This is a genomic window from Streptomyces sp. NPDC056161, assembly GCF_042268025.1.
Classification (GTDB): domain Bacteria; phylum Actinomycetota; class Actinomycetes; order Streptomycetales; family Streptomycetaceae; genus Streptomyces.
Genome location: NZ_JBHJUV010000077.1, coordinates 1 through 15,180 on the forward strand (window position 1 = coordinate 1; position 15,180 = coordinate 15,180).

Below are 15,180 nucleotides of genomic sequence, written 5' to 3' on the forward strand. Positions count from 1 at the left end.
TCCGGTGGAGCGGATGATGCGGGACGCGAAGATCACGCAGATCTACGAGGGGACCAACCAGGTCCAGCGGGTCGTCATGGCCCGCAACCTCCCGTAGCGGGGCTGCACCGCTCTCACCGCTCTCCGCGGCGTTGCCGGTCGCCGCTGGTAGAACTGCCGCACGCGTCAACCCTTTTGCACGTCGTACGGCAGGAGCAGCCCGCATGAGAACCCAGGACGACCACCTTGAGGAGCTGTACGGCCTCCCCGTCCTCACGTTCCCCGTGCCCGGTGCGACGGCGAAACTGCCCGAGCCCGATGCCGTGGCCTGGCGGATCGGCCATGAGAGGTGGACGTGTGGGGAGCCGTGGCAGGACACCTTCGGTCGTTTCTGTGCCGAAGTCGACCTCACGCGGGTCCGTGCGCTGATCGTCGGCATCTGGGACGATCCGGAGGACACCGATCCGTCCGAGGTGGTCGAAGCGCTGGCGGCCGTGCGCGACCGGCTGCCCGCCCTGCGGTCGGTGTTCCTCGGGGATATCACCGACAAAGAGTGCAAACTCTCCCGGATCAGTCAGACCGACGTCACGCCGCTGCTGGCGGGCTTCCCCGAGCTGGAGGAACTCGGCGTGCGCGCGGGAGAGGGCACCAGCGGGGGAGAGGACTTGAGGCTGAGGTTCCCCGCCCTGCGCCACGACGCGCTGCGCAGGCTGGTCGTGCAGAGCAGCGGTCTGCCGGCCGACGCCGTGCGCGGGGTGGGGGCGAGCAGCCTGCCCGCGTTGGAGCACCTGGAACTGTGGCTGGGTGACGAGGAGTACGGGGCCGATTGCGAGGTGGCCGACCTGGAGCCGATCCTGTCCGGTGCCCGGCTGCCCCGGCTGCGGCACCTGGCCCTGCGCAACAGCGCGATCCAGGACGAGGTCGCCGCCGCGGTGGCGACCGCCCCGGTGGTGGACCGGCTCGACGTGCTCGACCTGTCCCTGGGCACCCTGGGCGACGACGGCGCCCGCGCCCTCCTCGGCGGCCGACCGCTGACCCACCTCAAGAAGCTGGACCTGCACTACAACTTCCTCAGCGAGCCCGCCCGGGAGCGCATACGCCGGGCGCTCGCACCGGCGGGTGTCGAACTGGACCTCGGCCAGGACGAGGCCAAGGGGTACGAAGAGGACGACGGCACCGTGCGCCGCGAGATCTGTGTGGGGCCGGTCAGCTACTGATCAGCCATGGGCCCGCGCCCGGCCCGCTCGTCCGCCGCGCTGCCGGACGCCCCGCTCCGTCAGTCGTCGAACCCGTCCGCCGAGCGCCGTTCGCGCAGTTCCAGGATCTCCTGGCGGCGGGCGAGGCGGTGGGTGCGGCGGATCTGGGCCTCCTGGTAGCGGCGGCGGTCCCGGTCGGTCTCCGGGAGGACCGGCGGGAGCCGACGGGGTCTGCCGTCCGCGTCGACCGCAGTGAAGACCAGGTACGCGGAGCCGACATGGGTGGCGGGGGTCGACTCGTTCCAGCGTTCGGCGATGACCCGCACCCCGATCTCCATCGAGGTCCGGCCGGTCCAGTTGACCTGTGCCTGCACATGGACCAGGTCGCCGACCCGGACCGGTTCGAGGAAGGCCATCTCGTCCATCGACGCGGTCACGGCGGGACCCTCGCTGTGCCGGCCGGCCACCGCGCCCGCCGCGTCGTCGACCAGCTTCATGATCACGCCGCCGTGCACCGTGCCCAGCAGGTTCGTGTCGTTGAGGGTCATGATGTGGCTGAGCGTGGTGCGGGACACCGAAGTCGGCTTGCCCGAAATGTCGGAATCCGCTTTGACGGACGGGTCTGTCATGACCCCCACCATATGTCGAGCCGGTGCCCGGGGAATTTGTGTCAGGTTGGCAACAGCGGCGCTCTTATTTTCCGACGGCCCTTGTAAGCCACATGGCCCTGCCCTGCACACTGGGGCGCATGAATGATTGGCCCGAGGCATGGTCCGACGACAACCGCGACAACCGGTACGGCCGCGGCAGCGCCAGCGGGCAGCCGGAGGGCGCCCGTTCGATGCGGCAGGTCAGGCGCGGCCCGGCGCCCGGGCAGGGCGGGTACGGCAACCCCGGCCCGTCGGCTCCCCCGTACGGCGGCGGGATCCCGCAGCAGCCGTCGTACGGCGGCCAGGGCCACGACGGCTACGGCGGCCAGCAGGGCTACGACAGCGGCTACAGCAACGGCCAGGTCTACGACGGGGGCGGCCCGGGTGGCCCGGAGGGGCCGCAGCCCTACGGACCCCGGCCCGCGCCGAACTGGCGGCGCCGGATCAAGTGGACCGCGATCATCGTGGTCAGCGCGCTGGTGGTCACCTCGGTGGCGACCTACTTCTGGGCCGACTCCAAACTGCACCGGGACGTCGACCTCTCGAAGGTCATCGACCGGCCCGAGGCGGGCAAGGGCACGAACTACCTGATCGTCGGCTCCGACAGCCGTGCGGGCATGTCGTCGGAGGAGAAGAAGCAGCTGCACACCGGTTCCGCCGAGGGGCAGCGCACCGACTCGATGATGATCCTGCACGTCGGCGACAACGGCGACACGCTGGTCTCGCTGCCGCGTGACTCGGACGTGGAGATCCCGAGCTACAAGGGATCGACCTCCGGCAAGGTCTACCAGGGCCAGGGCCGGCACACGAAGCTCAACGCGGCGTACGCGGAGGACGGGCCGACGCTGCTGGTCCGCACGGTCGAGTACAACACCGGCCTGCACATCGACCACTACGTGGAGATAGGCTTCGGCGGCTTCGCGAAGATCGTGGACGCGGTCGGCGGTGTCGAGATCACCATCGACAAGGGCTTCAAGGACAAGTACTCGGGCGCGGACTTCAAGGCGGGCAAGCAGACGCTGAACGGCGAGCAGGCGCTGGCCTTCGTCCGCACCCGGCACGCCTTCGCCACCTCCGACCTGGAGCGCACCAAGAACCAGCAGAAGTTCCTGTCGGCGCTGGCCCACCAGGTGGCCACGCCCACCACGATCCTGAACCCGTTCAAGCTCTACCCGACGCTGGGCGCGGGCCTGGACTCGCTGACCGTCGACAAGGACATGAGCCTGTGGGACCTGGCGTCCATGTTCTGGGCGATGAAGGGCGTCAGCGGCGGCGACGGCACCTCGATGAACATGCCGATCTCCGGCTCCTCCGGCGGCAACCTCCTGTGGGACAAGGCGAAGGTGAAGACGCTGGTGGACGAGTTGAAGAACGACGAGAAGGTCACCGTCACCGGCAACTGACCACGGCCACGGCCGCGGGACGCCCTTGGCACCCCGTGGGACGCCAAGGGCACCCCGGAGGGTGCCCTTGGGCCGGGCGGGCGAGGGTCACGCCCGCGCGGACGCCATCGCGCGGCAGGTCTCCGCGCAGCGGCGGCACGCCTCGGCGCACCGCTTCATCTGCGCGTCGTCCGGCATGGACATACACGCCTCGGCGCACATGTCACACATCTTGGCGCACATCCCGCACATCTCCGCGGCCATCGGCGAGCGCCGCATCATCATGTCCGCGCACATGCGGGTCATCTCGGAACAGTCCATGAGCGTCCGCATGATCTGCATCTGGGCCTGGCCGCCCATCGACAGACAGGAGCTCATCGTCTCCTCGCACACGCTGTGGCAGTTCATGCACGCCTGAATGCAGTCCTGCATCTGCTGGGACAGGGCAGGCATGGTTCCGGGCTGGGTCATGGTTCCTCCAGGGGGACGAAAGGGCCCGGCGGGCCCCCGTAGTTCCGTCTTACGCCGGACCGATATGTACCGCCATCCGGGAGATCACGGTGAATGGGTGATGACGGTAGGTATCAGGTGGTTTGTTCAGCCACCTGATCCCGAGGAACGCCAGCCCGGAACGGTCAGCCCGGAACGCCCAGCCCCGAACGCCCAGCCCCGAGCGCTCAGCCCTTCCCGGAGCAGACCACCTCGTCCCCGCGCACCGCCCCCGCCTCGCCCTGCGGCGGCGTCGGCACCTTCACCGTGCGGACCGCGCGGAAGTCCGCCCCGGCGATCACCTTCACCACCGGCCCCTGCCCCGGCACCGCCCGCAGCTCGCCGCCGGGCAGCGCCGCCGCCACGGACCTGGCCGAGCGGTCCCAGCGGGGGTCGTAGGCGATCACCGTGCGCCGCACGTTCTGCTCGGTCGAGGTCACCGGCTGCCGCGTGGTGGCGAAGCCCGTCGCGGCCAGGGCCGCGTCCACGCGCCTGGCGAGCCCGGCCGTACCGGTGCCGTTCTCCACCTGCACCCGGATCTGCGGCGGCGCCACCTCCACCGGCACGGCCCGCGCCCGCGCCGGCCGGTGGGCCGCGGTGATCGGCTTGTCCTCGCGCAGGGCCGTGAACAGCGCCGCCGACCCGGCCGCGTCCCACTTCAGCGTCGACCCGATGCCCTTGACCGGGAACGCCATCTGTCCGATCGGCACGGTCGTGAACTCGGAGGACGACGGGGAGAAGTTCCGCATCGCCCGGCCCAGGTCCAGCAACTCGTCCGTGCCGAAGCCGGTGTCCGCCCGGACCGAGCCCAGCACCGCACGCGTCACGTCCCGGAACCGAATCGGATTCAGCAGCACCCCGGACGAGGTCGCCCGCTCGATCAGCGCCGCCAGGAACCGCTGCTGACGCTGCATCCGGCCCAGGTCGCTGGCCCCGTCGACATGGCGCGAGCGGACGTACTGCAACGCCTGGCCGCCGATCAGCGTGTGCGTGCCGGGCGCCAGGTCGAGGCCGGTGTGCGAGTCCTTCAGGGGCTGCGCGGTGCAGATCCGGACCCCGCCGAGCACGTCCACGGTCTTCATGAAGCTGGTGAAGTCGACCTCCAGATAGTGGTCGATCTTCACATGGGTCATGTTCTCCACGGTGCGCACGGTCAGCTGCGGCCCGCCCTCCGCGTAGGCCGCGTTGAGCTTCACCGGATGCGCGCCGTGCCGCATCCCCGTGGTCTGGTCGACGTGCTCGGGCACCTCGGCGTACGAGTCGCGCGGCAGGCTCACCACGGTGGCCCGCTCCCGGTCCTCCGAGATGTGCACGATCATGATCGTGTCGGTGCAGTGGCAGGGCGCGCCGCCCAGCCGGAACCGCCGCCGCTCCACCTCGGAGATCTTGTCCCGGCTGTCGGTGCCGACCAGCAGGACGTTCATGCCGTGCCCGCCGCTCGGGCGGTTCTTCATGTCCTTGAACGGATCCACCCGGGCGATGTCCGCGTCCAGGCTGGTGACCACCGCGTGGCCGATCCCCGCCGAGGCCAGCACCACCACGGACAGCGTCGTCACCGCCCGCATGGCCCAGCGGGGCCGCTTCGGACGCACGGGCCGCACGGTCCGCGCGGGCGGCCGTGGCACACGGCTGGGCGGCTGCGGGCGGCGCTGCGGCCGGGCAGCGGGCCGGGGCGGGCTGGGGGGCAAGGGGACACCTCCGGACGACGGCCGTACGTGGGATCCGGCGTAACGGTAGGCCCATACGATCTCCAGCCCGCGGCACTAGCCCGGCGGCACGCACCGGTGTCCCCCGTTCGCGGTAACGTGAGCACCCTATGAACGCCAAGTCCGACGTGCGGCTCCCCGCAGTTTCTGTGATCATGCCCGTCCTCGACGAGGAGCGGCATCTGCGCGCGGCCGTCCAAGCGATCCTCGCGCAGGAGTACGCCGGTGAGATGGAGGTCGTGATCGCCCTCGGTCCGTCCACGGACCGCACGGACGAGATCGCCGCCGAACTGGTCCGTGACGACCCGCGCGTGCACACCGTCCCGAACCCGACCGGCCGTACCCCGGCCGGCCTCAACGCGGCGATCAAAGCCTCCCGTCACCCGATCGTGGTACGCGTCGACGGTCACGGCATGCTCTCGCCGAACTACATCGCCACCGCCGTACGGCTCCTGGAGGAGACCGGCGCGCAGAACGTCGGCGGCCTCATGCACGCCGAGGGCGAGAACGACTGGGAGCACGCCGTCGCCGCCGCGATGACCTCGAAGATCGGGGTCGGCAACGCCGCCTTCCACACCGGTGGCACGGCAGGCCCGGCGGAGACCGTCTACCTCGGTGTCTTCCGGCGCGCGGCGCTGGAGCAACAGGGCGGCTACAACGAGGAGTTCATCCGCGCCCAGGACTGGGAGCTGAACTTCCGCATCCGCGAGGCCGGCGGCCAGATCTGGTTCTCCCCGGAGCTGAAGGTGTCCTACCGGCCCCGGCCCTCGGTGCGCGCCCTGGCCAAGCAGTACAAGGACTACGGCCGTTGGCGGCACGTCGTCGCCCGCTACCACGAAGGCTCCATCAACCTGCGTTACCTGGCTCCGCCGACGGCGGTGTGCACGATAGCCGCCGGCATCGTGGTGGGCGTCGCCCTCACCCCGTGGGCCCTGGTGGTCCCGGGCGGCTATCTGGCGGCGATCGTCGCCGGTTCGGTGCCCGCGGGCAAGGGGCTGCCGGCGGCCGCCCGCCTGCGCATCCCCGTGGCCCTCGCCACCATGCACATGTCCTGGGGCTGGGGCTTCCTGACCAGCCCGCGCTCCCTGGCCAGGCGGGTCATCGCCTCCCGCCGCCCGGCGGTGGAGAACACCCCGTGAGGCACTGAGCCCCGGAACGCGCGCGGGCCCCTCCCCAAGCGGGGAGGGGCCCGTCGTCGTCAGCGCGCCACCACTGTCCCTACCACTGGCAGGGCTTCACCACTGTCAGCCGGCAGGGCCTTACCACTGTCAGCCGGCCGGGCTCTACCACTGTCCGGTCTCTACCACTGGTAGGGCTTGTACACGTCCATGCACTGGTCCTTGTCGGAGCCGTTGATGGCGTCGGAGGTGCTGGGCAGGTCACCGGCCTTCGGGGCCGTCTGCTTCGGATAGTCGGTGCCGCTGCGCCAGTCGGCGCCCACGACGACCGTGACCCCCGACACATCGGTCGACTGCTTCACCGAACCCGCCGGAATCCCCAGCGACTTGGCGACCGCGGCAGCATCACCCGCCAGATCCGCGCTCGGATACCGCACCGTCGTCCGTTCCTCGGCCAGCGCCGCAGACGTGTCCTTCGTCGCCCTGGTGTAGCCCCGCTGCGCCAGCACCTGACTGACCTCGTCCGCTCGGCCCGGGACCGCGGCGAGCGTGGACGACCGGGTGCCGTTCTGCACCGTCACACCGAGCTGGTCGGGGGAGACGGACGGCGCCTTGGTCGCCTGCGGCGAACTCGTCGCCTTCTTCTTCGGGTCGGCCGCGCCCTTGTCGTCGAACGGCACGTCGTCGCGGAGCATCTGCCACAGCTTGTCCGCGTCGGCGGTGTCCGGTATGACGTGCGCGTCCGGGTCCTCAGGGTCCTCCACCCAGGGCATCGTCGTCATGGTGATGCGGTTCGTCGGCACCGATTTGAGCTGCATGCCCAGGTCGTAGAGCTTCTTGACCGTGCCGATCTCCTCCGAGACCTTGAGCGAATCGATGGCCGAGTTGGCGAGGCTGATCAGCCGCCCGGTGTCCGTGAAGACGTTCTGCTGCTTCAGCGTGCGGATCATCGAATTCAGGTACATGTGCTGGGCCCTGGCCCGCAGCGGGTCGCTGCCCCAGGCGTGCCGGGTGCGCAGCCACTGGAGCGCCTGCTCGCCCTTCACCTTGTGGGTGCCGGCCGTCAGCTTCAGGCCCGAGCCGCCGCTCACCCCGGGCAGCGGGCGGTCCCACACGTTCTGCTTCACACAGACGTCGACCCCGCCGATGGCGTCCGCCATGCTCACCACGCCGCCGAAGTCGATCGTCATCCAGTGGTCGATGTAGATCCCGGTGAGGTTCTCCCAGGTGGCCAGCGTGCAGCCGGCTCCGCCGCGGGCGAGCGTCTCGTTGATGATGGCGTTGGTCGCCGGGTACTTCTCGCCGGTCTCGGGGTCCTTGCACTCGGGTATGTCGACCCGGGTGTCGCGGGGAATGCTCACCAGGGCCGCGCTCTTGCGGTCCGCGGAGAGGTGGATCAGCATCTGCACATCGGCGAGCGGGGGATTGCTGCGCAGGTCCTTGCCGCCGCCGAGCTTCACGTTCTCGTCCGAGTCACGGCTGTCGGAACCCAGCAGCAGGATGTTCACCGGCGTCTGCCCGGCCGCGTTCGGCTGGGCCTTCTTCGCCTTGGAGTCGCCGCTGCTGCGCTGCCCCTTCTGGATGTTGCCGTTGAGGTGCTGGTAGTAGAGGTAGCCGGCGCCCGCCGTCCCCAGTATCACCACCGCGAGCACCGTCGCCGACCAGCGCAGCACACGCCTCTTGCGGCTGCGTCTCAGGCCGTTCGGGCCGCCGCCGTGCCGCCCGCCGCCGGACGCACCTGACTCCCGCGGTATGAGTGGCGTCGTGCTCTCGACCGCGGGAACTTTCCCCCGCACACCGCTCTGCGCCAAAACCCTGCCCTCCCCACCCTGCGCCTGCCACGCGGGTCCGTCCCGCGCCTGGTTAGACGCACGACGGACCCGTTGGGTTACCTGGAAGACGCACCTCGTCTGCTTGCAATCGTCAGCGGTGCCGGAGCCGTACGCGTACCGGCGTGGGTCACCCGGATAAACGGCCCAGCGCCGCCGGACACCGGTGACGGGCGGCACTCCGCTCGGAAGGCCGCCGTCCCGGCGTCCGGCCAGGTGGCCGGCCGGGCCGGGTTTCGCCTAGGAGGCGCACTTGACCTCGTCCGCCGTGGACTTGTCGACGTCCGGCGCCTTCGCCGGAGCGGACAGGGACTCGCCCGGGCCCTGGAAGTCCTCGCCCAGGGTCAGCGTCATCGCCGGCAGCCCCTGCGAGTTGGTCACGCTCTTGCCGGGCTTCATCTGGGCCCCGGCAAGCCCCAGGATCGAGGCCAGTTCGCGGGCCTGGTCCGCCTGGTCGGGCGCGTACTCAAGGGTGGTCTTGCTCAGCTTCACGCCCTCGCCGGCGTTGCCGGCGTTCTCCGACTTGAGTACACCCTCGTCGTTCTGCAGCCACTCCAGGGCCTGCTGGGCCATGCCGGTGTCGGCGCCGCCGTTGAGGATCCGCACCCGGACCTCGGACGGGTCGGACTTGGTGCCCTTGAGCCGGTCGGCCTCGGTGTCCTTCTTCTGCTGCTGCTCCTTCTTCTTGACCTCGGTGAAGGAGACGTCGTTCTTGATCGCCTTGAACACGGCGGGCGCGGTCGCGTCGTTGAGGACGACCGTGACAGGTACCTTCTCCGCCGGGTTGTCCACCACCGGGACGGTCGTGAAGGTCAGGTTCTTCGGATCGAGTTTGCCCAGCTCAAGGCCCAGGTCCTTGAGTTTGCCGAAGCTTTCCAGCTGGCTGTCCACGGTCAGCGCCTTGGTGGCCGCCTCCGCCAGCTTCAGCATCTTCGTCGGGCTGGTCAGGGTGGCGTTCCCCTTCAGCTTGCGCATCAGCGCGCTCAGGAACTGCTGTTGCAGCGTGATCCGGCTGAGGTCGCCGCCGAAGCCGACGGAATGGCGGGTACGCACGAACGCCAGGGCCTGCTCACCGGAGATGGTGTGCTTGCCCTTGGAGAGCTTGAGGTGCGAGTCGGGGTCGTCGATGTCCTTGGCCAGGCAGACCTCCACCCCGCCCACGGCCTCGGTCAGCGTCTTGACCGCGTTGAAGTCGGCGACCATGAAGTCGTCCGGGGTGATCCCGGTCACCTCGGTCACCGTGCGCATGGTGCAGCTCGGGGTCCGCCCGTCCTGCCCGAGGCTCGTGTTGAAGCGGACGCCCTCCGTACCCGGAATGACCTTCGTGCTGCCGTCGGGCTGCTGCGTAGGGCAGTCCGGGACGTCGACGATCAGGTCGCGCGGGATGCTCAGCGCGGTCGCGTTCGACCGGTCCTTGGACACGTGGAGCAGGATGTTGGTGTCGGCGTGCCCGACGCTGCCCGCGTCGCCGTAGCCCTCGTTGCCCGAGCCGGTGCGCTTGTCCGTGCCGATCAGCAGGATGTTGATGGCCTGGTCCGTGCGGAAACCGCCGGTGCTCGCACCGTCGTCGGAGACGGAGGTGATGTTGCCGTTGAGGTGCCTGATGTAGAGGTAGCCGGCCGCCGACACGGCGACCAGCACGAATGCCAGGCTGCCGCCGGTCCAGACCAGCGCCTTCTTCGCCTTCGCCTTCTTCGCAGGCCGCCGACCGCGGCCTCGTACGGGCTGCTCGGGTTGCTCGGGCTCACCGCGGCGCCGCCGCTGCGCCGGGATCTCCCGCCCCGGCGCTCTGCCCTGCCCCCGCCCCGGTGCCGCCGCCCGGTCGCCGGGTGCACGGCTGGTCTCCTGGGGTCCGCCGGACCGGCGCGGCCCGGGTACCGACGACTGCGGAGCGGAAGGGCCCAGTCGCAGTTCGTATTCGCCGGTGTTCGGATTGAGCACCCACTGGTCTGCGGGATCGATATTGTCCGCCCGCCCACGGCCTTGCGCGTCCACGGTTGTCCGAATCCTCCGTCGGGGCCACGCGGCGCCTCCCCCCTCAAGGCGCTCGGGTCTCGGTCAAACAGTGCACAGCCCCACAGGCCTCGTGGCGTGGTGCACCGGGTCACACTATCCGCCCAGTTCAGCGTCGAGGGACGGCAGTGAGAAATTCCGCACCCCTTACAACCGGGCAATCCGTCGCATACGCCTGGATAAAAGTTCGTCGACTCGTACGCACTTCATACGCAGCCGTCCTCGGCGGCTGTCCTGCCCGGGAATGCCGGAGCCGGGGAAGGGGCCTGCCGTCCGCCCGATTTACCGCTGTTCGCCATTGAATGCTGCGGATCATTCCGGGTGATCGTCACCGGTGTGTCGGACCGCAGCTGTTCGAACAGTGTCCCGGCCTCGGGCTGGACGAGCTGGTCGCGATTGGTGTCGTAGGGGTACGACTTTCGCGGAACGGTCATGAACTGCACATGTTCGGTGGGGATGTTCCGCAGCCCGCGTACCAGTTGGTACAAACCACGCAGACTGGCCAGTTCGGGATCGGTGGTGAGCGACGACGTGGCCGCGTCCAGGAGGGGATACAGCTTCACCGGGTTCAGCAGGGTGTCGTTGCTCCGCGCCTCGCCGACGAGCGCGGCGAGGAACTGCTGCTGGCGCGCCATCCGCTCGGTGTCACTGCCGTCGCCGAGGGACTCGCGGGCCCGTACGAAGCCGAGTGCCTGTTCGCCGTCGAGCGTGACCCGGCCCGCGGGCAGCTTCAGCTTGGCGGCCTTGTCGTCGACGGGTTTCCGCAGACACACCTCGACCCCGTCGACGGCGTCCACCATGTTCTTGAAGCCGCTGAAGTCGACGACGGCGTAGTGGTCGATCCGGATGTTCGTCAGCTTCTCGACGGTCCGCACCGCGCAGGCCGAACCGCCCGTCTCGAAGGCTTGGTTGAGCATCGTCAGGGCCGGTCGGCTGCGCCCGCCGTCCGGCCGCAGACAACTCGGCACGTCGACCATCAGGTCCCGGGGGAGGGACACGGCGGTGGCGCTGCGCCGGTCCGCGGCGAGATGGAGCAGGATCATGGTGTCGGACCGCGCGGTGCCGGAGTCCCGCCCGTACGCCCCGTTGCCGTCCCCGGAGCGGGTGTCGGACCCGATCAGCAGGATGTTCTGCGCGCCGTGCACCAGGGCCGTGGGGCGCTCGCGCTCGTAACGGGCCAGCTCGGCGGCGGCTGCCTCGTCCGCCGTCATGTTGCCGTTCAGCATCGTGTACAGGGCCCAGCCGCCCCCGGTGCCCAGCAGCACCAGCGCCGCCAGCCCCAGCGCCGACCACGTCGTCCACCGCCGCCGGCGCCGACGGGTCAGCCCGTCCCCGGTGGCGGAGGCGCCTGTCCCGGGGCCGGGGGCGCTCCCGGAGGACGTACCTGCGGTGTCGCTCACGTACGGTCCACCCCCTCGTGGCGTACGAACGTGCCGTTCTGCTCCTTCGACGATCGCCCGGATGGGTGCCGGGGGCGGCCCGTGTTACTCCAATCGGGTGATGGCGCCGGGCTCGCCAGGAGGGCCGGGGCGGGCAGGGCCGCTCGGCGCGCGGTGCGGCCCCGGGGTGCGGCGGAGGGTGCGAATCACGCGGATGACCAGCGGAAACGGGCATGGCCGCAGACCTGCCCCGCACCGGGCGAGGCCCCGCAGGGCGCGCACCTGACACCGGCCCCTACCCCGGAAGGGCGGGACCCGGCAACGGGGTGTCGACGGTAAGGGGCGGGTGCGGGGGATGGGTCGTACCCGGGTGTCTGGGGTGGCTGCGGTGGCTGTGGTGTCACCGGTGTCTGTGTGGTGTCACCGGTGGCTGTGGTGTGTTCGGTGTCTGCGGTGGCTGTGTCTCTTGTGGTGCCTGTGGCGCTCTCTGGAACCTGTGGGTGCCTGCGGGACAGTGGTGCCTGTGGTCCCTCTGGTGCCTGTGGCATCAGTGATGCCTGTCGGCATCAGTGGTGTCCTGTGGCATCAGTGGTGCCTGTGGTGTCAGTGGCGGGAGGCGGTCACCCGTTCGCTCTCCATCCGCTTGGCCAGGGCGTCCGCGTCCAGCCGCGGCAGGTGCCGGCACAGCACCACGGACCCCCCAACGGCCAGCGGGGCGTACAGGCCCGCGCTAAGGCCCTCCCAGGTGTCGTACGGCAGTCCGGACAGCAGCCGGGAGCCGGGCCCGGTCAGGTCCAGCTCGGGCGCGTCGGCGCGGGCCCGGTCGACGACCTCCGACCCGGTCAGCTCCGCCCCGGCCACGATCAGCGCGGGCTCCTCCGGATCGACCGGTGCGAAGGGCGCGAACCGGTCCCCCTGGCCCGGCACCTCCACGGCGTAGTCGAGGAACCCGGCCGGCGGCTGCGGGAAGCGCCCGCCCAGTGGCCGCAGCGCCAGCGCGACCCGCTCGCCGGAGCAGGCCCGCGCCGCCTCCAGCGTGTCCGGCCCGCTCACCACGACGTCCGCCGCGGCGGGATCCCCGGCCACGTCCGCGACCGCGCCCACCGACGAACACGCCAGCAGCCACACCGCGGTCTGCCAGTGCGCGGGCAGCAGCAGTGCGACCCGGTCCCCGGGGCCCGCGGCCAGGTCGCCCTGGAGCAGATTCGCGGTCTTGGCCACCCAATTGGCGAAGGTGGCCACGGACAGTTCGACGCGTTCGCCCGTGGCGTCGTCGTAGAAGGTCACCAGGGGGCGTCCGGGATCCGCGGCGAGCGCGGAACGCAGCAGGTCGGCGGGGGTGCGATCGGTGGCGTTCACCCGCGCAAGGGTACGCGCCGCCCGACCTGCCGACCGCCCGGCGGCGCCACCGGTTCGGACGAACGGAACCCGACGGCCCGTCAAGTCCGCAATGGACAGATATGTATGACTCTGTTGAAGATCAGGAACATGCGTGGATTCCTCTTCTCCTCCTCCCCGATCGGCGCCCCCACGGTCGGCCTCACCTGCGCGGCCGTGCTCTCCCTCCCCCTGACCCTGCCCGCAGCCGCCGCGCCCGCACGACCGGTGCCGGCCGCGGACGGGTCCATGACCGGCGTCCTGACCTCCGGCCCGGCGGTCCCCGGCAGCACCCAGTCGCTGCCGCTCGTCCCCCTCACCCGCGAACGCGTCCTCGGCTCCGCCCCCCAGCAGGGCGTCCACCGCCAGGACGTACGCCACTTCTCCCTCGTCGGTGTCGTCTGGGACAACCCCGGCACCGAACTCCACGGCCAGGTCCAGGTCCGCACCCGCTCCGCCACGACCGGCACCTGGTCCGGCTGGCAGGACGTCGACACGCACAACGCGCACGGCGCCGACCCGGACACCGCGGAGAGCACCTCCGGCCGGGTGCACGGCGCCACGGCCCCGCTGTGGGTGGGCGACTCGGACGCCGTGGAACTACGGGTCCGCGCCGATGCCGCACCGGCCACCGGCGACGGCCGTACCTCGTCGGCCACGGCGCCCCTGCCGTCGGGGCTGCGCCTGGAACTCATCGACCCCGGCGCACAGTCACCGGCCTCGGACTCCGCGGGCGACCCGGACCGCACCGGCGTCGGCCTGGACGACGCCGAGGCCGGCGCCTCCGCCGCCAACAGCGACCTCGTACCGCTCGGCGCCGCCGAGATCCCGGCGCTCAGCAAGGAGGACACCGAGCGGGAAGCGCTCGCCCTGCGCGGCCCCGAAACGGCCGGGACACAGCTCGTGAAGCCGCACACCGGGCCGCGCCCGCGCATCGTCACCCGGCACGGCTGGGGCGCGGACGAGAAGCTGCGTGAACGGGGCTTCGTCTACACCAAGACGGTCAAGGCGGCGTTCGTGCACCACACCGCCTCGGGCAACAACTACACGTGCTCGCAGGCCCCGTCCGTCATCCGCGGTATCTACCGTTACCACGTCAAGAGCATGGGCTGGCGGGACATCGGCTACAACTTCCTCGTCGACAAGTGCGGAAACATCTACGAGGGCCGCGCCGGAGGTGTGACCAAGGCCGTCAAGGGCGCCCACACCCTCGGTTTCAACAGCGACAGCATGGGCGTCGCGGTCATCGGCACCTTCAACTCCACCAAACCGCCCTCCGCCGCGGTGACCGGCGTCGCCAAACTCACCGCGTGGAAGCTCGGCCTCTTCGGCGCCAACCCGAAGGGGAAGACATACCTGAAGTCCGGCGGTGGCAATCTGTACCCGAAGGGGAAGAACGTACGACTGAACGTGATCTCCGGCCATCGGGACGGGTACGCCACGGACTGCCCGGGGAAGCAGCTGTACTCCAAGCTCGGCACGGTCCGTTCCGACGCGGCCCGCTACCAGGGGCGCTGAGGCCGGGGCGTACGTCTTCCGGCGCTCGGTGATCGACACCATTCCGGTGGGCCGCCCGGTGTCGGTGGAGCGCGAGACGTTCCCGGAGCTGCTGGCGGCAGGTGCCCGTCCACAGGGGATGGTGGACTCGACGTACTGGCTGGACCTGGGCACCCCGGACGCCTTCGTACGCGGCTCGGCGGACCTGGTCCTCGGCCGGGCCCCCTCGCCGGCCGTCCCCCGACCGCTGCGGCGACCGGCTCGTCCTGCCCACGGCCCGGGTCGCGCCGGACGCCAAGCTGACCGGCGGCACGGTGGTGGGCGAGGGCGCCCTCGTGGCCCGGGGCGCCGGGTGTCCGGCAGCACGATCCCGCCCGGCGCGGTCATCGAACCCGGCGCCGTCGTCCGGCGGTGTGCTCAGGGTGAGTCACCGTGGCGGGCTGGTTCTGGGGGCGCAGGCGGCGCCGTGAAGGGGCGCGGGGAACTGCGCGACCGGCCACGACGTCGCGGCGGACGAACGACGGGTCATCGCGGTGCTTCCGGCGGTGTGCTCAGGGTGAGTCCT

The 15,180-nt window shown here is 70.7% G+C and carries 12 protein-coding genes and 1 pseudogene; 6 read left to right on the forward strand and 7 right to left on the reverse strand.

The window, feature by feature from the left end; genetic code table 11:
- Both ACFC09_RS41275 and ACFC09_RS41280 read left to right on the forward strand, forming a co-directional pair.
- A partial coding sequence (locus tag ACFC09_RS41275) for an acyl-CoA dehydrogenase family protein (RefSeq protein WP_376524717.1) occupies window positions 1-97 on the forward strand: 97 nt, incomplete at its 5' end.
- Between the two features lie 106 nt (window positions 98-203).
- On the forward strand, window positions 204-1,196 hold the full coding sequence (locus tag ACFC09_RS41280) for an STM4015 family protein (RefSeq protein ID WP_376537472.1): 993 nt from the start codon (window positions 204-206) through the stop codon (window positions 1,194-1,196).
- Window positions 1,197-1,255: 59 nt separating this feature from the next.
- Here ACFC09_RS41280 and ACFC09_RS41285 read toward each other — a convergent pair whose 3' ends face one another.
- Window positions 1,256-1,804, reverse strand: coding sequence for an acyl-CoA thioesterase (locus ACFC09_RS41285; protein ID WP_376537474.1), 549 nt, complete (start codon window positions 1,802-1,804; stop codon window positions 1,256-1,258).
- 119 nt (window positions 1,805-1,923) lie between these two features.
- Here ACFC09_RS41285 and ACFC09_RS41290 point away from each other — a divergent pair, with 119 nt between their 5' ends.
- Window positions 1,924-3,228, forward strand: coding sequence for an LCP family protein (locus ACFC09_RS41290; protein WP_376537476.1), 1,305 nt, complete (start codon window positions 1,924-1,926; stop codon window positions 3,226-3,228).
- An 87-nt stretch (window positions 3,229-3,315) separates the two neighbouring features.
- On the opposite strand, the gene ACFC09_RS41295 is transcribed toward ACFC09_RS41290, so the two are convergent.
- Window positions 3,316-3,678, reverse strand: coding sequence for a four-helix bundle copper-binding protein (locus tag ACFC09_RS41295; protein ID WP_376537478.1), 363 nt, complete (start codon window positions 3,676-3,678; stop codon window positions 3,316-3,318).
- A 206-nt stretch (window positions 3,679-3,884) separates the two neighbouring features.
- Window positions 3,885-5,261: an LCP family protein gene (locus ACFC09_RS41300; protein WP_376537522.1), complete on the reverse strand. Its 1,377-nt coding sequence runs from the start codon at window positions 5,259-5,261 to the stop codon at window positions 3,885-3,887.
- 251 nt (window positions 5,262-5,512) lie between these two features.
- Here ACFC09_RS41300 and ACFC09_RS41305 point away from each other — a divergent pair, with 251 nt between their 5' ends.
- Window positions 5,513-6,541, forward strand: a complete 1,029-nt coding sequence (locus ACFC09_RS41305) for a glycosyltransferase family 2 protein (protein WP_376537480.1) — start codon at window positions 5,513-5,515, stop codon at window positions 6,539-6,541.
- A 161-nt stretch (window positions 6,542-6,702) separates the two neighbouring features.
- Here the strand turns inward: ACFC09_RS41305 and ACFC09_RS41310 are convergent, their stop codons facing one another.
- From ACFC09_RS41310 to ACFC09_RS41325, 4 genes are all read right to left on the reverse strand, one after another.
- A complete protein-coding gene (locus ACFC09_RS41310; protein ID WP_376537482.1) occupies window positions 6,703-8,331 on the reverse strand; it encodes an LCP family protein in 1,629 nt (542 codons plus the stop codon).
- Window positions 8,332-8,589: 258 nt separating this feature from the next.
- The gene (locus ACFC09_RS41315; protein WP_376537484.1) at window positions 8,590-10,344 is read right to left on the reverse strand and encodes an LCP family protein; all 1,755 of its coding nucleotides are present in this window, start codon (window positions 10,342-10,344) and stop codon (window positions 8,590-8,592) included.
- 224 nt (window positions 10,345-10,568) lie between these two features.
- Window positions 10,569-11,762, reverse strand: a complete 1,194-nt coding sequence (locus ACFC09_RS41320; protein WP_376537486.1) for an LCP family protein — start codon at window positions 11,760-11,762, stop codon at window positions 10,569-10,571.
- 582 nt (window positions 11,763-12,344) lie between these two features.
- Window positions 12,345-13,100, reverse strand: coding sequence for a TIGR03089 family protein (locus ACFC09_RS41325; protein ID WP_376537488.1), 756 nt, complete (start codon window positions 13,098-13,100; stop codon window positions 12,345-12,347).
- 105 nt (window positions 13,101-13,205) lie between these two features.
- Here ACFC09_RS41325 and ACFC09_RS41330 point away from each other — a divergent pair, with 105 nt between their 5' ends.
- Together ACFC09_RS41330 and ACFC09_RS41335 are read left to right on the forward strand one after the other, a co-directional pair.
- Complete coding sequence (locus tag ACFC09_RS41330; protein WP_376537490.1) at window positions 13,206-14,636, forward strand: peptidoglycan recognition protein; 1,431 nt, start codon at window positions 13,206-13,208, stop codon at window positions 14,634-14,636.
- A pseudogene (locus tag ACFC09_RS41335) lies at window positions 14,632-15,018 on the forward strand (sugar phosphate nucleotidyltransferase); the annotation flags it as partial. The gene ACFC09_RS41330 and the pseudogene ACFC09_RS41335, both read left to right, overlap by 5 nt.
- Window positions 15,019-15,180 lie beyond the last annotated feature (162 nt).